At 72.3% G+C, this 19,631-nt stretch carries 7 protein-coding genes, 1 tRNA gene and 8 pseudogenes; 7 read left to right on the top strand and 9 right to left on the bottom strand.

Going from position 1 to position 19,631, the window contains the following annotated elements; all coding sequences use genetic code 11:
- Positions 1 to 33: 33 nt before the first annotated feature.
- From trpS to DEJ15_RS13525, 6 genes and pseudogenes are all read left to right on the top strand, one after another.
- Positions 34 to 1,041 carry a tryptophan--tRNA ligase gene (trpS, locus tag DEJ15_RS13500; RefSeq protein ID WP_110824572.1) on the top strand — a complete coding sequence of 336 codons (1,008 nt, stop codon included), beginning with the start codon at positions 34 to 36 and terminating at the stop codon, positions 1,039 to 1,041.
- A 6-nt stretch (positions 1,042 to 1,047) separates the two neighbouring features.
- Positions 1,048 to 1,623 (top strand): GNAT family N-acetyltransferase, encoded by a 576-nt coding sequence (locus DEJ15_RS13505; RefSeq protein WP_284175133.1) that lies wholly within the window; start codon positions 1,048 to 1,050, stop codon positions 1,621 to 1,623.
- 78 nt (positions 1,624 to 1,701) lie between these two features.
- Positions 1,702 to 2,687, top strand: a pseudogene (gene ribD / locus DEJ15_RS19655) (bifunctional diaminohydroxyphosphoribosylaminopyrimidine deaminase/5-amino-6-(5-phosphoribosylamino)uracil reductase RibD); the annotation flags it as partial.
- A gap of 83 nt (positions 2,688 to 2,770) precedes the next feature.
- Positions 2,771 to 3,404: pseudogene (gene ribA, locus DEJ15_RS13515) on the top strand (GTP cyclohydrolase II); the annotation flags it as partial.
- Between the two features lie 196 nt (positions 3,405 to 3,600).
- Positions 3,601 to 4,999: pseudogene (locus tag DEJ15_RS13520) on the top strand (MFS transporter).
- 91 nt (positions 5,000 to 5,090) lie between these two features.
- Positions 5,091 to 6,929, top strand: coding sequence for an ABC transporter ATP-binding protein (locus DEJ15_RS13525; RefSeq protein ID WP_110824576.1), 1,839 nt, complete (start codon positions 5,091 to 5,093; stop codon positions 6,927 to 6,929).
- 18 nt (positions 6,930 to 6,947) lie between these two features.
- Here DEJ15_RS13525 and DEJ15_RS13530 read toward each other — a convergent pair.
- The 4 genes and pseudogenes from DEJ15_RS13530 to DEJ15_RS13545 form a co-directional block, all read right to left on the bottom strand.
- Positions 6,948 to 8,376 (bottom strand): annotated as a pseudogene (locus DEJ15_RS13530) (NAD-dependent succinate-semialdehyde dehydrogenase).
- Positions 8,377 to 8,483: 107 nt separating this feature from the next.
- A pseudogene (locus DEJ15_RS13535) lies at positions 8,484 to 9,105 on the bottom strand (isochorismatase family protein).
- 90 nt (positions 9,106 to 9,195) lie between these two features.
- Positions 9,196 to 10,704 (bottom strand): D-alanyl-D-alanine carboxypeptidase/D-alanyl-D-alanine endopeptidase, encoded by a 1,509-nt coding sequence (gene dacB, locus DEJ15_RS13540; RefSeq protein WP_110824579.1) that lies wholly within the window; start codon positions 10,702 to 10,704, stop codon positions 9,196 to 9,198.
- A gap of 71 nt (positions 10,705 to 10,775) precedes the next feature.
- On the bottom strand, positions 10,776 to 11,711 hold the full coding sequence (locus DEJ15_RS13545; protein WP_349814716.1) for a Gfo/Idh/MocA family protein: 936 nt from the start codon (positions 11,709 to 11,711) through the stop codon (positions 10,776 to 10,778).
- A 282-nt stretch (positions 11,712 to 11,993) separates the two neighbouring features.
- On the opposite strand from DEJ15_RS13545, the gene DEJ15_RS13550 reads away from it, so the two are divergent.
- A complete protein-coding gene (locus tag DEJ15_RS13550) occupies positions 11,994 to 13,688 on the top strand; it encodes an alpha-glucosidase (protein WP_110824581.1) in 1,695 nt (564 codons plus the stop codon).
- Positions 13,689 to 13,791: 103 nt separating this feature from the next.
- On the opposite strand, the gene DEJ15_RS13555 is transcribed toward DEJ15_RS13550, so the two are convergent.
- The 5 genes and pseudogenes from DEJ15_RS13555 to topA form a co-directional block, all read right to left on the bottom strand.
- Positions 13,792 to 13,864 (bottom strand) — tRNA-Thr (locus tag DEJ15_RS13555).
- Between the two features lie 47 nt (positions 13,865 to 13,911).
- Positions 13,912 to 14,568 carry a TetR/AcrR family transcriptional regulator gene (locus DEJ15_RS13560; RefSeq protein WP_110824582.1) on the bottom strand — a complete coding sequence of 219 codons (657 nt, stop codon included), beginning with the start codon at positions 14,566 to 14,568 and terminating at the stop codon, positions 13,912 to 13,914.
- An 88-nt stretch (positions 14,569 to 14,656) separates the two neighbouring features.
- Positions 14,657 to 15,800 (bottom strand): annotated as a pseudogene (locus DEJ15_RS13565) (DNA polymerase III subunit delta').
- 46 nt (positions 15,801 to 15,846) lie between these two features.
- Positions 15,847 to 16,501 (bottom strand): annotated as a pseudogene (gene tmk, locus DEJ15_RS13570) (dTMP kinase).
- A gap of 24 nt (positions 16,502 to 16,525) precedes the next feature.
- Positions 16,526 to 19,338: pseudogene (gene topA / locus DEJ15_RS13575) on the bottom strand (type I DNA topoisomerase); the annotation flags it as partial.
- Positions 19,339 to 19,631: the final 293 nt, after the last annotated feature.

Genomic DNA, 19,631 nt, shown 5'->3' on the forward strand with positions numbered 1-19,631 from the left:
CCCCGCTCGCTCCCCAGCACCAGGACTCTCCGCATGACCAGCACGCGCATCTTCTCCGGCATCCAGCCCTCGGCCGGGTCGCTCCACCTCGGCAACTACATCGGCGCCCTCATGCAGTGGCGCGACCTGCAGGACGACCACGACGCCATCTACTGCGTGGTCGACATGCACGCGATCACCTCCCCGCAGGACCCCGCGGAACTGCGGGCGAGCACCCGGGCGACCGCGGCGCAGTACATCGCCTCGGGCATCGACCCGTCGAAGTCGACGCTGTTCGTGCAGTCGCACGTCCCCGCGCACGCCGAGCTCGCCTGGGTGCTGAACACCCTGACGGGCTTCGGCGAGGCGAGCCGGATGACCCAGTTCAAGGACAAGTCGGCGCGCCAGGGTGCGGAAGCCGCCTCGGTCGGCCTGTTCACGTACCCGATCCTCATGGCGTCGGACATCCTGCTCTACGACACGGCGGTCGTCCCGGTCGGCGACGACCAGCGCCAGCACGTCGAACTGACGCGCGACCTGGCCCAGCGCTTCAACTCGCGCTTCGGCGACACGTTCGTCGTCCCGGAGGCCCGGATCGGTTCCGAGACCGCTCGCATCTACGACCTGCAGGACCCGACCAGCAAGATGAGCAAGTCGGCCGCGTCCGACAACGGCCTCGTCCGCCTGCTCGACGACCCGAAGCGGACCGCCAAGAAGATCCGGTCGGCCGTGACGGACACCGAGCGCGAGATCCGTGCCGACCGGCAGGCGAAGCCGGGCGTGACGAACCTGCTCGCGATCCTCTCCGCCTTCACCGGCACCGCGGTCACCGACCTCGAGACGTCGTTCACCGGCAAGGGCTACGGCGACCTCAAGGGTGCGGTGGCGGACGCCGTCGTCGCCGAACTCGAACCGGTGCGCGCCCGCACCCTCGAACTCCTCGACGACCCGGCCGAGCTGGACCGCCTGCTGGCCGTCGGTGCCGAGCGCGCCGAGGCGATCGCGGATGCCACGCTCGCCCGCGTCTACGACGCCATCGGCTTCGTGCCGCGCGCCCGCTGAGCGCCCGTGCTCCCCGTCACGCTCGAGTCGGCGCGGGTCCGGCTCGACGTCCCCACCCGCACCGACGCGCCCGCGATCACGCAAGCCTGCCAGGACCCGGAGATCGTGCGCTGGACGACGATCCCGCAGCCCTACCGACAGCAGGACGCCACGACGTTCGTCGACGCGCTCGTCGGGCCGGGGTGGGCCTCCGACCGTGAGTACACCTGGGCGATCCGTCGACCCGGTTCGACCTGGCTCGACGGGGTGATCAGCTACCGGACCGCCCGCCGGGACCTCGGGTTCTGGCTCGCCCCGTCTGCCCGGGGCCTCGGGCTCGTGCACGACGCCGTCGAGCTCGTCGTCGGGTTCGCGTTCGACCGCGGCGCGCCCGACGTGTACTGGGAGTGCTACGTCGGCAACACCGCCTCGGCCGCGGTCGCCCGGCGCGCCGGCTTCGCGTACACCGGCACCGGCGACGCCCTCGTCCCGAACCGGGACGGGTCCCCCCGCCGCCGCGTGGAAGGGGCTCCGTCGGGCGGACGGCACCCCGGCGTCGGACCTGCCCTGGCCGCCCGACTCGATGACGGGCCCCGCCGGTAGTCTCGCTCCGTGAGCGACTCCGCACCCGACACGACCCCGGTCCGCGACGTCGGGGTCCGCGACGTCGAGGTCCGCGCCATGCGCCGGGCGCTCGAGCTCGCCGCCCGCGGCCCCGCCGTCGGCGACCACGCCCGGGTCGGCGCCGTCCTCCTCTCCCCCCGCGGGTGACGTGCTGGCAGAGGGCTGGCACAAGGGCGCCGGTACCGCGCACGCCGAGGTCGACGCGATGCGGAAGGTCGATCCGGCCCTGCTCCGCGGTGCGACCGCCGTCGTGACCATGGAGCCGTGCGACCACACCGGCCGGACCGGGCCCTGCTCGGTCGCCCTCATCGACGCCGGCGTCGGCCGGGTCGTGTACGCCGTCGACGACCCGGGGGGCGGCGGCACACGGCGGGGCGGACCGGCTCCGTGCCGCCGGCGTCGACGTCGTGCCGGGGGGTCCTCGCCGACGACGCCGAGGCGTTCCTCGAGCGGTGGCTGCTCTCGGTCCGGCTCGGGCGACCCTGGGTGACGGTGAAGTGGGCCTCCAGCCTCGACGGCCGCGCTGCGGCGGCGGACGGGTCGAGCCGGTGGATCACCGGTGCCGCCGCCCGGCAGCACGTGCACGAGCAGCGTGCCGCGCACGACGCCGTCCTCGTCGGTACCGGGACCGCGCTGGCGGACGACCCGAGCCTGACCGCCCGCGGCGACGCCGGGGAGTTCCTCGCCGACCAGCCCCTGCCCGTCGTCCTCGGCGACCGGCCGCTGCCTGCCGACGCGGCCCTGCACCGGCACCCCCCGTGGTCTCGTCACGATCCCCGGCCACGACCTGGACGGCGCACTCCGGTCCCTCCGCGAGCAGGGGGGTGCACAGCGTGCTCGTCGAGGGCGGGCCGACCGTCGCGTCGGCGTTCATCGCGGCCGGGCTCGCCGACGAGCTGCTCGTCTACCTCGCCCCCGTGCTGCTCGGCGGTCCCCGGGTGGCACTCGACGACATCGGGGTGGGAAGCATCCAGGGAGCGCGGATGTTGCGTGTACTGTCGACGTCCAGCCTCGGCCCCGATCTGCTGGTCCGCGCCCGTCCGGTCCCCCCAGCGGTCCGATCACGCGGTCGACGGGGCCCCCCACCGACCGGAGCACCCCATGACCGACGCACTGACCTCCGCCACCCCCCGGGAGCCCGGTCCAGTTCGAGGTCGCCACGAAGGTCCCGACCACGCACGGCACGTTCGAGATGCGTGCCTACCGGGACCTCGTGACGAGCGCGGAGCACGTCGCCGTCATCGCGACCGCTCCGGACGGGTCGGCACCGACCGACGGGGCGCTCGTGCGGGTGCACTCCGAGTGCCTGACCGGTGAGGCGTTCGGGTCGCTGAAGTGCGAGTGCGGTCCGCAGCTCGACGCGGCCCTCGACACGATCGCGGCCGAGGGCGGGGTCGTCGTGTACCTGCGCGGGCACGAGGGGCGCGGCATCGGGCTCATCAACAAGCTCAAGGCGTACCGCCTGCAGGAGGACGGGCTCGACACCCTCGACGCCAACCTCGCGCTCGGGCTCCCCGCCGACTCCCGCGAGTACGGCGGCGCGGCCGGCATCCTCGCCGACCTCGGCATCACGCGCGTGCGGCTGCTGACGAACAACCCCGAGAAGCGTCGGCAGCTCGTCGAGCACGGCATCGCGGTGGACGCCCTGGTCCCCCCTCGTGGTCGGTGTCTCCGCGCAGAACGCCGGGTACCTCGACACGAAGCGCGACCGGATGGGCCACACGCTCCCCGACCACCTCGCGACCGGCGCGGCCAACTGACGGCTCCTTCCGGGCGGATTCGCAGGTGGGCGACATCCGTCGTACACTGAGGACCCCGTCACGAGCGGGACCACCACCCCGAACGCACCCGACCCGGTGTCCGCGCCACCCCGCGCGAACCGGTCGGCGTCCGCAGTCCGGCCCCACGCTGCGCTCCCCCCGCGAGCGCGCGCACCGCGAAAGTGCCCTCACGCCCATGACCGCCGCACCGGCCACCCCGACGTCCGCCCCGAAGACGAACCCGCGCTCGCGCGTCGTCATCGCGAGCCTCGTCGGCACCTCCATCGAGTTCTACGACTTCTACGTCTACGCGACGGCCGCGGTCCTCGTGTTCCCGACGCTCTTCTTCCCGAACGAGGACCCGACCGCGTCGCAGCTGTCCTCCTTCGTCACCTTCGCGCTGGCGTTCTTCGCCCGCCCGGTCGGCTCCGTCCTCTTCGGCCACTTCGGGGACCGCATCGGCCGGAAGACCACCCTCGTCGCCTCGCTGCTCGTGATGGGGACGGCGACGTTCCTCATCGGCTGCCTGCCGACCTTCGACACGATCGGCATCTGGGCGCCCGTGCTCCTCGCCGTGATGCGCTTCGCGCAGGGCGTCGGCCTCGGCGGCGAATGGTCCGGCGCCGCGCTCCTCGCGACCGAGAACGCGCCGCAGGGCAAGCGCGGGGTGTTCGGCTCGATGCCGCAGCTCGGCGCCCCGATCGGGTTCCTCCTGGCGAACGGTCTGTTCATCGCGATCAACGCCGCCATGCCGGCCGGTGCGGACGGCACCCCGAACGCCGACTTCCAGGCCTGGGGATGGCGCATCCCGTTCCTGCTGTCCGCCGTGCTCGTGCTCATCGGCCTCTACGTGCGGTTCCGGCTCGTCGAGTCGCCCGCCTTCCGCGGCGTGCAGGAGACCGGCTCGGTCGCGAAGGTCCCGCTCGCCCGGGTGTTCCGCACCTCGTGGCAGGCCGTCGTCGTCGGCACCTTCGGCATGGTCGCCACGTACGTTCTCTTCTACTTCATGACGACCTTCACGCTGGCGTACGGCACCACCGCGACCTCGATGGTCCCGAAGGTCGGCCTCGGGTACACGCGCGGTGAGTTCCTCACCCTCCTCATGATCGGCGTCGTGTTCTTCGGGATCTTCACGCCGGTCGCCGGGATCCTCGCGGACAAGTTCGGACGTCGTCGCACGCTCATCCCGACCACGATCGGCATCGCGCTCTTCGGGCTGACCTTCCAGCTGTGGTTCGCCGCGTCGCAGGGCCCGATCACGGTCGTCACGTTCCTCATCGTCGGGCTGTCGCTGATGGGACTGACCTTCGGGCCGATGGGGGGCCCTGCTGCCGGAGCTGTTCCCGACGAACGTCCGCTACACCGGCTCCGCGCTCGCCTACAACCTCGCGTCGATCCTCGGGGCGTCCCTGGCCCCGACGATCGCGGTCGCGCTGTGGAAGCCGGACGGGGACATCTTCCTGGTCGGCCTGTACCTGACGATCGCGGCGGTCGTCACCCTGGTCGCGCTCCTGCTCGTCCGCGAGACGCGCGGCACTGACCTCGACGAGGCCGAGGCGCGGCAGGCCGTCGCGGCCGGACGCGACGCGCGCTGACCGCGGCCTGATCGGACGGGAGGCTGCCCACCAGGCTGGTGGACAGCCTCCCGTCCGTCTGTCGGTGCAGCGGTGAGAGAATCGACGCACGATGAGCAACCCGTTCGCACGCCCGAAGCCGACCGACGGGCCCCGTGCCACCTTCGGCCGCCTGCTGTCCTACCTGTTCGAGAACAAGCCGGCGATGGTCGTCATCATCGTGCTGAGCATCCTCGGTGCCGCGGCGTCCCTCGCCCAGCCGCTGCTCGTCAACCAGGTCGTCACGGCGGTCCAGCAGGGTACCGGCATGTCGACGCTCGTGTGGGCGCTCGTCGTCCTCGTGCTCGTCGCCGGCGTCCTGAACGGTGTGCAGCACTTCCTGCTCCAGCGCGCCGGAGAGGGCGTCGTGCTGTCGACACGGCGGAAGCTCATCGCCCGCATCCTCAACCTGCCGATCTCGGAGTTCGACGTCCGCCGCACCGGCGACCTGGTGTCCCGCGTCGGCAGCGACACCACGCTCCTCCGCGCCGTCCTGACCCAGGGCCTCATCGAGTCGATCGGCGGTGCCCTCACCTTCGTCGGCGCGGTCGTCGCGATGGCCGTCATCGACCCGCTGCTGCTCGTCGTGGTCGTCGTGATCGTCATCGTCGCGGTCGTCGTCGTCGGCGGCCTCAGCCGGCGCATCCGGGTCGCCTCGAAGGCCGCGCAGGAGAAGGTCGGCGACCTCACGGCGGCGGTCGAGCGGGGCATCGGCGCCGTCCGGACCATCCGCGCCGCCGGGGCCACCGCCCGCGAGGTCAGCGAGGTCGACGCACACGCGACCGAGGCCTACCGCCGTGGGCTCGTCATCGCGCGCATGTCCGCCTTCGTCGTCCCGGTCGCGAGCATCGTCATGCAGGTCGCGTTCATCGCGGTGCTCGGCATCGGCGGCGCGCAGGTGGCGGCGGGGACGATCACGATCGCCACCCTCATCACGTTCATCCTGCTGCTCTTCATGATGATCATGCCGCTCGGGCAGGCGCTCGGCGCGGTCGTCGCCGTGGCGCAGGCCCTCGGCGCGCTCGGACGCATCGAGGAGATCCTGCACCTGCCGACCGAGGACCAGGACGACGCTGCCGTCCACCCCGCCGCCGCGGTCGCGACCGACGACGCCATCACCTTCGAGCACGTCACGTTCCGCTACGCCGCGACACCGGACGCCGTGGGGTCGGACGGAGCGGCCGGGTCGGGGGACGTCAGTGCCCCCGCTCCCACCGCCGGCGTCGGCGAGCAGGCTGTCCTGCACGACGTGTCGTTCAGCGTGCCCCGTGGCACCCGGGTCGCCCTCGTCGGACCGTCGGGCGCCGGGAAGTCCACGACCCTGGCCCTCATCGAGCGCTTCTACGACCCCACCGAGGGCGTCATCCGCCTCGGCGGGCTCGACGTCCGCGGCCTCGACCGGGCCGAGCTCCGTGCCCAGATCGGCTACGTCGAACAGGACGCCCCGGTGCTCGCCGGCACGATCCGCGCGAACCTGCTGCTCGGCTCGCCGGACGCGCCGGAGTCCGAGTGCGTCCGGGTGCTCGAAGCGGTCAACCTCGGCGACGTGCTCCACCGCGACCCGCGCGGACTCGACGCGCAGGTCGGCGAGGACGGCGTGATGCTCTCCGGCGGTGAACGCCAGCGGCTCGCGATCGCCCGGGCGCTCCTCGCCGCTCCCCCGATCCTGCTGCTCGACGAGTCGACGTCCTCGCTCGACGGGGTGAACGAGCAGAAGATGCGGCTGGCGATCGACGCGGTGGCCGAGGACCGGACGCTGCTCGTCATCGCGCACCGGCTGTCGACCGTCGTGGACTCCGACGTCATCGTCGTGCTCGAGCACGGCCGCGTCGTCGGCATCGGCACGCACTCCGAGCTGGTGCAGAGCACCCCGCTCTACCGCGACCTGGCGAAGCACCAGCTGCTGGTCTGAGCGCCCCGCCCCGCAGGGTCAGGCGGCGAAGGGGTCCGGGGTGAGCACGTACACGGTCTCCAGGTACTCCTCGAGGCCCTCGTGCGAGCCCTCGCGGCCCAGGCCGGACGCCTTGACGCCGCCGAACGGGAACGCGGCGTTCGACACCACGCCGGTGTTCCAGCCGAGCATGCCCGTCTCCAACCGCTCGGCCAGGCGCTGCCCGCGCCGCATGTCCTCGGTGAAGGCGTAGGCGACGAGCCCGTACTCGGTGTCGTTCGCGAGCCGGATGCCCTCCTCCTCGGTGGCGAACCGCGTGATCGAGACGACGGGCCCGAAGATCTCGGTCGTCAGGATGTCCGACCCCGGCTGGACGTCGTCGAGGAGCGTCGGCGCGTAGTACGTGCCCGCACGATCGACCCGCCGACCACCCGTCACCAGCGTGGCGCCACGCTCGACGGCGTCGTCGACGAGCCCGGCCGCCTTGTCGACGGCCCGGCCGTCGATGAGCGGGCCGATGTCGGTGCCGTCCTCGGTCCCGCGCCCGATGCGGAGTGCCTCGATCCGTTCGGTCAGGGCCGCCGTGAACGCGTCTGCGATGCCCTCCTGCACGAAGAACCGGTTCGCGGCGGTGCAGGCCTCCCCGACGTTCCGGAACTTGGCCTGCATGGCGGCGTCCACCGCACGGTCCAGGTCGGCGTCGTCGAACACGAGCAGCGGGGCGTTGCCGCCGAGCTCCATGCTCGTTCTCAGCACGGTGTCGGCCGCCTGCTTGAGGAGCGCGGACCCGACCGGCGTCGAGCCGGTGAAGGTGAGCTTCCGGAGTCGACGGTCCGCGATGACCGGTGCGGACAGTGCCTTCGCGTCCGAGGACGGCACGACGTTGAGCACGCCGTCCGGCAGTCCGGCCCGGCGGAACAGCTCGACGAGGTACAGGGTCGTCAGCGGGGTGAGGTCGGCGGGCTTCAGCACGACCGTGCAGCCGGCGGCGAGGGCCGGTGCGATCTTCCGGGTCGCCATCGCGAGCGGGAAGTTCCACGGGGTGATCGCGTAGACCGGACCGACCGGGCGCTTCAGCACGATGCCACGACCGGTGCCCTCCGGGTTCGTCCGGTAGTCGCCGCCGATGCGGACGGCCTCCTCGGAGAACCAGCGGAGGAACTCGGCGCCGTAGACGACCTCGCCGTGCGACTCGGCGAGGGGCTTGCCCATCTCGAGCGTCATCACCGCGGCGATGTCGTCGGCGTGCTCGTGCACGAGGTCGAAGGCGCGGCGGAGCAGGTCCGAGCGGCGGCGCGGGGCGGTGGCGGCCCACTCCTCCTGTGCAGCGACCGCGGCGTCGAGCGCGGCGATGCCGTCCTCCGGTGTGGCGTCGGCCACGCTCGCGAGGACGGCGCCGGTCGACGGGTCGCGGACGTCGAACGTCGCGCCGCCCGAGGCCGGTCGCCAGGAGCCCCCCGATGAACAGGCCGGTGGGAACGCCGGGGACGCTGACGTGCTCGTCGGTGACGGTCGTGACGGTCGTGTCGGTCGTGTCGGTCGTGTCGGTCGTGTCGGTCGTGACGGTCGTGTCGGTCACAGGACCGCTCCTCCCGGGCGCTGCCGCCCCTCGTCCATGTCACTGCGTCCGGTGTGGCCGCCCTCGTCCCGGACCTCCTCGAGCGCCGCCTCGCTGGCCGCGCGGTCGACGCCGACGACGAGGTCCTCGTACACGAACACGTCCAGGCCCGCGTGCACGCCGTCGAGCGCCGATGCCCGCACGCAGTGGTCGGTGGCGATGCCGACGACGTCGACGGCGTGGACCTCGCGGTCGAAGAAGACGTCCACCAGGTCCGCGCCCGTGTCGGTCGTCCCCCTCGAACGCCGAGTAGGCCGGCTCGCCCTGCCCCTTCCGCACGTGCACGTCCACGGCGGACAGGTCGAGCGCCGGGTGGTACTCGGCACCCGGGCTGTCGGCCACGCAGTGCACCGGCCAGGTCGTCCGGAAGTCGGGGCCGTCCGGGCCGGCGAAGTGCCCGCCGTTGTCCCCGGTGGCGTCGTGCCAGTCGCGGGAGGCGACGACGAGGTCGTACTCGTCGGCGTGCCGTCGGAGGAAGGCGGTGATCCGTCCGGCCACCGCCGCTCCTCCGTCGACCGCGAGCGCGCCGCCCTCGGTGAAGTCGTTCTGGACGTCGATGATGAGCAGTGCCCGAGCCATGACCCCATCCAACACCTGGCACCAGAGCACCCGTTGACGGGGCACCCGTCCGGCCAGGTACGCCGGGGTCAGGACGCAGCGAGCGCCGGGTCAGGAGGCGGCGAGGGACCCGCCGCAGCGGTAGGCGGCGGCCGTCACGGCGTCGAGCGCCGGCAATGCGGCGGCCCGCGACGACCCGATGGCGTAGAACGCGAACGTCAGCTTCGTGCCGTCTGCGGCGTCGATGAAGCCGCCCAGGGTGTTCGCACTGTCGATCCACCCGGTCTTGGCGTGGACCTTGCCCCGGGCGTCGGCGTTCGCCCCCGTGAAGCGGCTCGACAGGGTGCCCGAGACGCCGGACACCGGCAGCACCGATGCGAGCGTCCCGAGCCCTCGCTCACCCCGGGTCACCGGGACCATGAGGTGGGCGACGAAGGACGGCGACACGGCGTTGGCCGCACTCTCCCCGGAACCGTCGATGATCGTGATCCCGGCCGGGTCGACCCCGTAGCCGCGCAGGGCCGAGGCGTACACCCCGGTGAGCGACGCCGCGGTCCCGCCCGCACCGGCCTCCTTCGAGGACACCCGCGCGAGCATCTCGGCGAGGGTGTTGTCCGAGTTCGGGATCATCTGCCCGATGAGCGTGGAGACCGGCTGCGACTGCACCTGCGCGATCGTGGCCTGCGAGGTCGTCGCGCGCTTCGTGACCGGTGCCGTCGCGGCCCCGACGACCCCTGCGTTGACCAGGGCCGTCCGGAACGCGTCACCGGCCCGGCCGATCGGGTCCTCGGAGCGCGGTGAGGTGGCGGCGGCCGGGTTCGCACGGTCACCGTCGACCATGAGCGCGGTCACCTCGGGCTGGTAGCCGATCGTGCGCTCGCTCACCGGCCAGGTGGGGTGCCAGGCGTCGGCCTCGCTCCACCACGTGCCGTCCGCGACGATCGACCGGACGGGCGCGTCGCCGAGGCGGGCCTTCACCTGCTGCGCGAGCTGCTGCAGCGTGGGTGCACCGGGGTAGACGGTGCCGTTGCCCGCCGACAGGGTCGCGTCACCGTGCCCGACGAGGGCGATCGTGCCGTCGCCCTCGTCGGTGACGGTGGTCGGGATGGTGTGGTCGCCCCCGAGCACGGCGAGTGCGGTCGCGCTCGTGAGGGTCTTCATCACGCTGCCGGTCTGGGCCGGGGTGCCGCCGTCGCGGGAGAACAGTTCCTCACCGGTGGTCGCGTTCATCACGTACCCCTCGAACCGACCGAGGCCGCTCGCGGAGGCGGCACCGGCGATCGAGCAGGTCCGCGCGGCGGCACGGGCGCTCGGCGTCGGGGTCGGGGTCGGCTTCGCGGTGGGCGTGACGGTCGCCGTCGGCTCCGGGGACGCCGAGGGGCTCACGGTCGGCGTCGCGCTGGCGGTCGGCGTCCGGGCGGCGCTGGCGGACACCGCGGCTCGCGGCTGCTCCCCGCTCGCAGCACCCACGGCGACCGCGCCGCCGGACCCGACGACGAGGACCGCGACGAGCCCGCCGATCGCCCACGGGACCGGTCGGCGGTTCGCGGAGGCACGGAGCGCGGCGACGGAACGGGAGACGGGACCGCCGGCGGACGGCTCGGGTGACTGCTCGGACATCGGGACGATCCTACGAGACGCGCGGTCGGGCCTCCAGGGCGGGACCGGCCGTCCGGTGCGGGAACGGCCGGTCAGTCGGCGTCGTCGGCCGCGTAGCGGACGCCCACCTGGCGACGTGCCTCGTCCATGACCGCCATCACCGCGACGGTGTGGTCGATGCCGGCCGGACCGTCCTCCGCGGTCTCGACCGGTCCGCCCCCGGCGGGCGCCGCCGTGACCGCGGCCTCGAGGGCACGGGCCTCGTGCGCGTAGCCGGCGAGCTCCTCGCGCCCGTCGAACTCCTCGATCACTGCCCCGTCCGCGTCCCGGATGCGCCAGGTGGTCGGCGTGTACCAGGTCGGGTCGATGTCGATCCGCCCAGCCGTCCCGATGATCGACGCGCTGTTCGGGCTCCGCACGTCGAGCGCGAAGTGCACGGTCGACTGCGCACCGCCCTCGTGCGTCATCACGATCCCCATCTGGGTGTCGACGCCCTGGTCACTGAGCGTGCCGGCCGCCACGAGACCGGTCGGGACGCCGAGGACGTCGACCGCGAACGAGACGGGGTACACCCCGAGGTCGAGGAGGGCGCCGCCACCGAGCGCCGGGTCGTTGAGCCGGTGCCGCGGGTCGGTCGGGAGGGCCTGGTGGTGGGTCGCCTCGACCAACCGCGGCGTCCCGATCCGCCCCTCGGCGAGGACCCGGCGGATCATCGCGGTCTGCGGCAGGAACCGGGTCCACATCGCCTCGACGACGAGGACTCCGCGCTCGCGTGCGGCGTCGCGGACCCGCCGCGCCTGGGCCGCGGTGATCGTGAAGGCCTTCTCCACGAGGACGTGCTTGCCGGCCGCGATCGCGAGGAGGGCGTCCTCGGCGTGCCGGGAGTGCGGCGTCGCCACGTAGACGGCGTCCACCTGGTCGTCGGCGACGAGGGACGCGTAGTCGCCGTGTGCACGCGGGATGCCGTGCTCCTCCGCGAAGGCACGGGCGCCCTCCTCGGTACGGGACCCGACCGCGACGAACTCCACCCCCCGCGGCGGTGCAGTCCACCACGAAGGACCGGGCGATGCCACCGGTCCCGAGCACTCCCCATCGAACGGTCATGCGGCCTGTCTACCAGGCGCGCCGTGACGGGACCGGTGTCGCCTGCACCGAGCACCCGTCGGTCCGTGCCCGGTCAGGACGCGCGGCGTACCGTGCTGTCCACCAGGAGACGGACGGGAGGCCCGCACCGGGCGGGTGACAGGCCTCCAGTCCGACAGGTGGTTGGTCCGCGCGCCGAGCGCACGGACCGGACGCGAGGAGGCGCCGTGACCGGACCGGAACCGTGGTGGACGAGAGCCGTCGTCTACCAGGTGTACCCACGGAGCTTCGCCGACGGGAACGGCGACGGCGTCGGTGACCTCGCCGGGCTGCGCCGGCACCTCGACCACATCGCCGACCTCGGCGTCGACGTCGTCTGGCTCTCCCCCGTCTACCGCTCACCGCAGGTCGACAACGGGTACGACATCTCGGACCACGAGGACATCGACCCGCTGTTCGGCACGATCGACGAGTTCGACGCGCTGCTCGTCGAGGTGCACCGGCGGGGCATGCGGCTCGTCATGGACCTCGTCGTCAACCACACCAGCGACCAGCACCCCTGGTTCCGCGCGGCACTCCGCTCCCGGACGTGCCCGAAGCACGACTGGTACATCTGGCGGGACCCGGTCGACGGGCACGAGCCGAACCGCTGGCGCGCCGCGTTCGGCGGCCCCGCATGGTCGTGGGACCCCGGCACCGGCCAGTACTACCTGCACATGTTCACGCCGCAGCAGCCGGACCTGAACTGGGAGAACCCGGACATGCGTGCCGCCGTGTACGACATGATGAACCGCTGGCTCGACCGCGGCGTCGACGGCTTCCGGATGGACGTCATCAACCACATCGCGAAGGACGACGACGCCCTGTCCGGCGACAGCGACGCCTACGTCATGCAGCCGCGGGTCCACGAGCACCTGCAGGAGATGCACGACCGGGTGTTCGCCGGCCGGGACGCGCTGCTCACCGTCGGCGAGATGCCGGGCGTCTCGGTCGAGGACGCCGTGCTGTTCACCGCTCCGGAGCGGCACGAACTCGGCATGGTGTTCCAGTTCGAGCACGTCGGGCTCGACCACGCGCCGGCGTCGAAGTTCACCCGGCAGGAAACTGACCTACCGGCGCTGAAGGCCTCGCTCGCGCGGTGGCAGACGGGGCTCGAGCAGCGCGGCTGGAACTCGCTGTACCTGTCGAACCACGACCAGCCGCGGCCGGTGTCGCGCTTCGGGGCGGCGGCACGGGCGGAGTTTGACGACCCGTTCGCCTTCCGCTACGAGTCGGCGACGCTGCTCGCCACCGTGCTGCACCTGCACCGCGGGACGCCGTACGTCTACCAGGGCGACGAGATCGGCTTGGTGAACGCGGGGTTCACCGCGATCGAGCAGTACCGCGACGTCGAGTCGGTGAACTGGTTCCGCGGGACCGTCGGCCGGGGCATGTCCGCCGCGTCGGCGCTCGAGGCACTGGCGTTCCGCAGTCGTGACAACGCCCGGACGCCGATCCCCTGGGACGACAGCGAGCCTGCCGGTGGGTTCTCGACCGCGGAGCCGTGGATCGGGATGGGGCAGGGCTGGCCGCACGTCACCGTCGCGGCGGACCGCGCCGCCGGGGACCGGTCCGTGTACGAACACCACCGGCGGCTCATCGCGCTGCGGCACCGGTCGCGGACCGTGCAGCTCGGCACCTTCACGCTCCTCGAGCCGGAGCACCCGGTGCTGTGGGCGTTCACGCGGGCACTCCCGGACGGGTCGACCGGGAACGAGGACGACCCACCGCTCGTCGTCGTCGCGAACCTGTCGTCGTCGGACCTCGTCCTGCCCGACGGCATCGCGGGGCGGACGGGCGACCTCGTGCTCGGGAACCTCGGGGAGCCGGGCTCGACCGGGATGTTGCGTCCGTGGGAGGCGCGCGTGCACGTGTGCCGGTGACGGGCCTCCCGGCCGGCGACCCTGCCCGCGACCAAGCCTGACGCGGGCCGCCCCGGGAAGCACGAACCCCCCTCGCTCCCGGAGGAACGAGGGGGGTGGTCGGAGCCGCCTGTCGGAATCGAACCGACGACCTATTCATTACGAGTGAATCGCTCTACCGACTGAGCTAAGGCGGCGGACGCTCCGGATGACCCGGAGCGGCACGAGAAACAACTGTACAGGATCAGACGAGCGAGCGCGAAACGAGCGCGCCGAGATCGTCGAACGACCGCTCCAGCTCATCGGTCAGGTGCACCGCCGACCCCGGTTCGGACCACTCCCACCAGGCGTGCCGGAGTGCCGCCAGTCCGACGAGCGTCGCGAGCCGGGCACGTCGGCGGAGGGCCGGAGGGACATCGGCGTCCGCGGTGGCCTCGTCACCGCTCAGGGTGGCGTCGCGCTGGAGCCGCCGCTCGACCACCGTCTGGAGCTCGGCCTGGAACTCCTGCATCGAGGCCATCCGTCGACTGAACAGTTCCGGGTTCGCACGGAGGACCTGCTGCCGCTCCCCGATCAGACCGCGCTCCTCGACGAGTTCACGCGCCGAGTGCACGAGCAGGGCGCCGAGGTCGGACAGCAGTTCGCCCGAGGGACCGCCGGCGACGAACACCTCGACCTCCTCCCCCTGCGGCAGCGTCGGGTCGTCGCCGAGGATCGCCTGTTCCTTGCTCGGGAAGTAGTTGAAGAACGTGCGGGGCGAGATGTCGGCACGGCGGGACACCTCGTCGACGGTGACCGCGGCGAGACCGTGCTCGAGCGCGACGTGCAGCGCGGCCTGCTGGATCGCCAGTCGGGTGGCGCGGCGCTTCCGCTCGCGGAGGCCCGGTTCGGCATCGGTCATGGGCACGATCCTCGCACGCGCACCGCAGCGGGCGGCATGAGAGGACGCGCGGGAACGGCCCGTGCGCACCCGATGGCGGCGCCGTCGGTCAGCGGACGGCGCGGGCCACCGTGACGAGCAGGGCCTCGAGCGCCAGGAGGGCCGCGACGTTCGCGCCGATCCGCTGTCGTGCGGTGGCGATCGCGTCGAGCACCTCCAGCGCGGCGGCCGGCGGCACGGACGGCAGCGCCCGCTCGAGCTCGTGCCGGATCGTCAGGTTCACCGGTTCCGCCGGTGCGCCGAGACCGAGGAGCAACAGATCCCGGTAGAGCGAGGAGACGTCCACGAGGATACGGTCCAACCCGTCACGGAGGCTCCGGGTCGCGCGCCGCTTCTGGTCTTCCTCCAGCGCACGCAGCTGCGACCGGAGCGCCGGCGGCACCGTCCCGCCCGGCTGCACGCCGAGCGACCGGAGCGCTGCGTCGCGTTCCTCGGCGTCACGTTCGAGCGTGATCGCCTTGGCGTCCTCGTCCGCCACGGCGAGCAGCGCGGCCGCGGCGTTCACGGCGTCGCCGACGCTCCGGATCCCGAGCACGGTCGTCAGGGTGCGACGGCGGCGGTCACGGGCGTCCTCGCTGGTGGCGAGCCGTTGGGCCATCCCGATGTGGCTCTGCGCCTGCCGGGCGGCATCGGTCGCGAGGACCCGGTCCACGCCGGTGCGGGCGACGATGAGGTCGGCCACAGACTCGATCCCGGGCACCCGCAGGCGCACGGAGCGGACGCGTGACCGGATGGTCGGGAGGAGGTCCGCCTCACTCGGCGCGCACAGGATCCACACGGTGCGCTCAGGCGGTTCCTCGAGCGCTTTGAGCAGCAGGTTCGAGGTGCGTTCGGTCATCCGGTCGGCGTCCTCGACGATCATCACGCGGTACCGGCCGACCGAGGGCGAGAAGTGCGACGAGGTCACGAGCGCACGGATCTCGTCGATGGTGATGATGACCCGCTGGGTGGTGAGCCGCGACACGTCCGGATGCGTGCCCGCGGCGATGAGCCGCAGCGTGTGGTCGTCGTCCGGACCGTTCCCCACGAGTGCTGCGGCGAAGGCGGCGGCGACGTTCGACCGTCCCGACCCGGGCGGACCGGTGATGAGCCACGAGTGGGTCATGCCCCCCGGTGCCGTCGGTCGACTCCGCGGCGCTGCGCAGTGCAGCCACGGACTCCTCCTGCCCGGTCAGGCCCTCCCACACGCTCACGGGGCGATCTTCCCAGCCGCCACCGACGGCCGACCGGTCGCGGGCATCAGGAGACCCCGACGCGGCCGGAGACCGCTGCACGGATGTGTCCCTGCACCGTGTCGGCGGGTTCCGCGGCGTCGACGACGAGGAACCGCTCGGGCTCCGCCCCCCGCCATCGCGAGGAAGGCCGCGCGCACCGTCTCGTGGAACATCTCCGCTTCGGACTCAAGGCGGTCGAAGACGTCGCCGCGGGCCGCGGCGACCCGGGCCCGTCCGATGGACACGTCGACGTCGAGCAGCACGGTGAGGTCCGGCGTCAAGCCGTCGGCAGCCCAGTCCGAGACGGTCCGGATCTGCTCCGCACCGAGGCCGCGTGCGACGCCCTGGTAGGCCACCGAGGAGTCGATGTACCGGTCCTGGAGCACGACCGCACCACGGGCGAGTGCCGGACGCACGACGGTCTCGACGTGGTGCGCTCGGTCGGCCGCGTACAGCAGTGCCTCGGCGCGCGGGGCGACGTGACCACGCTCGTGCAGCACGATCTCGCGGATGCGCTGCCCGAGGGGCGTTCCGCCCGGCTCCCGCGTCCGGACGACCTCCAGGCCGTGGTCCACGAGCCACTGCTCGAGGCGCTCGGCCTGGGTGGTCTTGCCGGCGCCGTCGCCACCCTCGAGGGTGATGAACCACCCGCGGGCGGCGACGGGCGACGGTCCGGACACGGCGGCGTCCGGCGTCACTTCTTCTTGGCGGGGGGCGCGTCGGGCGGGGGCCTTCTTCTTGACCGGACCCTTCGCGCGCTTGTCGGCGAGGAGCTGGACCGCGCGCTCGAAATCGACCGCCTCGACCTCCTCGCCGCGCGGGATCGTCGCGTTCGTCTCACCGTCGGTGACGTACGGACCGAAACGGCCGTCCTTCACCTTGATCGGCTTGCCGGACACCGGGTCGGCGTCGAACTCCTTCAGCGCCGCGCTGGCGGCACGCTTGGCGCCGTACTTCGGCTGCGCGAACAACTCGAGGGCGCCGGGTAGATCGACGTCGAAGATCGCGTCCTCGCTCGGGAGCGTCCGGGTGTCCGTGCCCTTCTTGAGGTACGGACCGTAGCGGCCGTTCTGCGCCGTGATCTCCTCGCCGGACTCCGGGTCCGTGCCGACCGTGCGGGGCAGGTCGAGGAGCTTGAGCGCGGTCTCGAGGTCGACGGTCTGCGGGTCCATCGACTTGAACAGGGACGCCGTGCGCTCCTTCGGGGCTGCTGCCGCCTTCTTCGTCGTCTTCTTCGCCGCCGGGGTCTTCCCCTTGGCCGCCGTCTTCGTCGCGGTGGTCTTCGTGGTGGTCGTCGTCGTCGTGGTGGCTTCCGCTGCCGCCGACGGGTCCGACTCGGCCGTCGCCGGCAGGACCTCGCCCGTCGCCGGGTCGACCGTCGGCTCGGGCTCCGGGGTGCGCTCGGTCACGTACGGACCGAAGCGGCCGTCCTTGGCGAGGACCTCCTTGCCGGTCTCCGGGTTGATGCCGACGACCCGGTCACCGATCACGGGTGCCTCGACGAGCTCCCGCGCCTTCTCGAGCGTGAGTTCGTCGGGGGGCGATGTCCTCGGGGACGTTCACCCGCCGCGGCTTCTCGGGGTCGTCGCTCGGCGTCTCGATGTACGGGCCGTACCGACCGATGCGGAGGGTCAGTCCCGGTGCGAGTTCGACCGAGTTGATCTCGCGGGCGTCGATCTCCCCGAGGTTGTCGATGACCGTCCGGAGGCCGCGCTGGTCGTCGCCGCCGAAGTAGAAGCCCTTGAGCCAGTCGACCCGGTCCTCGTCACCGCTCGCGATGCGGTCGAGGTCGCTCTCCATCTCGGCGGTGAAGTCGTACTGCACGAGGTCGCCGAAGTACTCCTCGAGGAGTCGGACGACGCTGAACGCGATCCAGTTCGGCACGAGGGCCGTTCCACGCTGCGTGACGTACCCGCGGTCCATGATCGTGGAGATGATCGCGGCGTAGGTCGAGGGACGGCCGATGCCGAGCTCCTCGAGCGTCTTCACCAGGCTCGCCTCGGTGTAACGGGGCGGTGCCGAGGTGTCGTGCCCCTTGGCGGCGACGTCGTGGACGCCGAGGTGGTCGCCCTCGGTCATCTGCGGCAGCTTGGCGTCGTCGGCGGAGTCCCCCCGCGGCGCGCTCCTCGTCACGACCTTCCTCGTAGGCGTTGAGGAACCCGCGGAAGGTGATGACCGTGCCGGACGCGGTGAACTCCACGTCGGTGCCGGACGCCGTGGACGCCAGGCCCTCCACCGGTTCGGTCGAGGTGATGCCGAGCACGACGGACGCGGTCGACCCCTTGGCGTCCGCCATCTGCGAGGCGACGGTGCGCTTCCAGATGAGGTCGTACAGCCGGAGGTCGTTGCCGCGCAGGACGCCCTCCATCTGGGATGGCGTCTTGAAGGTGTCACCCGCGGGCCGGATGGCCTCGTGCGCCTCCTGCGCGTTCTTGCTCTTGCCGGCGTACGAGCGCGGCTTCGCCGGGACGGAGTCGGCACCGTAGAGCGCGGTCGCCTGCTTCCGCGCCGCCGAGACCGCCTGCTGCGAGAGCGAGGCGGAGTCGGTACGCATGTAGGTGATGTGACCGTTCTCGTACAGGCCCTGCGCGACGCTCATCGTCTGCCGCGCGGAGAAGCGGAGCTTGCGTGCCGCCTCCTGCTGCAGGGTCGACGTCGTGAACGGCGCGGCTGGTCGGCGGGTGTACGGCTTCGACTCGACGCTGCGGACGACCGCGTCGCCGGCGCGCTCGAGGACCGCGGAGAGCGCACTCGCCGACGTCTCGTCGAGCCGGACGACGTCGGACGTGGTCGCGCCGCGGTCGTCGAAGTCGCGTCCGGAGGCGACGCGCTTCCCGTGGATCCGGGCGAGGCGTGCGGTGAACGTCCCGTCGTCGGCCTTCTCGAACCGGGCGGTCAGGTCCCAGTAGTTCGCCGAGACGAAGGCCAAGCGCTCGCGCTCCCGGTCGACCACGAGTCGGGTCGCGGCCGACTGCACGCGGCCGGCGGACAGGCCCGGGCCGACCTTGCGCCACAGGACCGGCGAGACCTCGTACCCGTAGAGACGGTCGAGGATCCGACGGGTCTCCTGCGCATCGACGAGCGCGGTGTCGAGTTCCCGCGTGGCTTCCTGCGCGCGCTGGATCGCTTCCTTGGTGATCTCGTGGAAGACCATGCGCTTGACGGGCACCTTGGGCTTCAGGACCTGCAGCAGGTGCCACGCGATGGCCTCGCCCTCGCGGTCTTCATCTGTTGCGAGGTAGAGCTCGTCGGCGTCCTTCAAGGCGCGCTTGAGGTCGGCGACGGTCTTCTTCTTGGCATCGGAGACGACGTAGTACGGCTCGAACCCGTTGTCGACGTCGACCGAGAACTTGCCGAGGGAGCCCTTCTTGAGCTCGGCGGGCAGGTTCTTGGGCTCGACGAGGTCGCGGATGTGTCCGACGGACGCCTGGACTTCGTATCCGTCGCCGAGGTATTGCGCGATCGTCTTGGCCTTCGCGGGGCTCTCGACGATCACGAGCTTCTTCGTGCCTGGCACGTGTCTCCTTGATCGATGGTGCTGGTCAGCCGACGGACGTCGTGGATGCGTCCGGGTCGACCGGGAACTCGGTGACCGGCGGGCCGACAGGCACACCATACACACTCCGGTGGGGATGCCCGGCGGAGCCGGAGGTGGTCCGCGACCTCCGGCTGGACGACACGGCCGGTGTCCGTCGCCCCGGCCGAGGCGTCTGCGCCGCCGTGCGGTCCGGCGACCGCCACGGCCCCGACGGACAGCGGCCCGGACCCGACCACGACGGCGACACGCGCGACGGCCCCGGTGACGGAGCA

Origin of the sequence: Curtobacterium sp. MCJR17_043, from assembly GCF_003224315.2 — a bacterium.
GTDB lineage: Bacteria > Actinomycetota > Actinomycetes > Actinomycetales > Microbacteriaceae > Curtobacterium.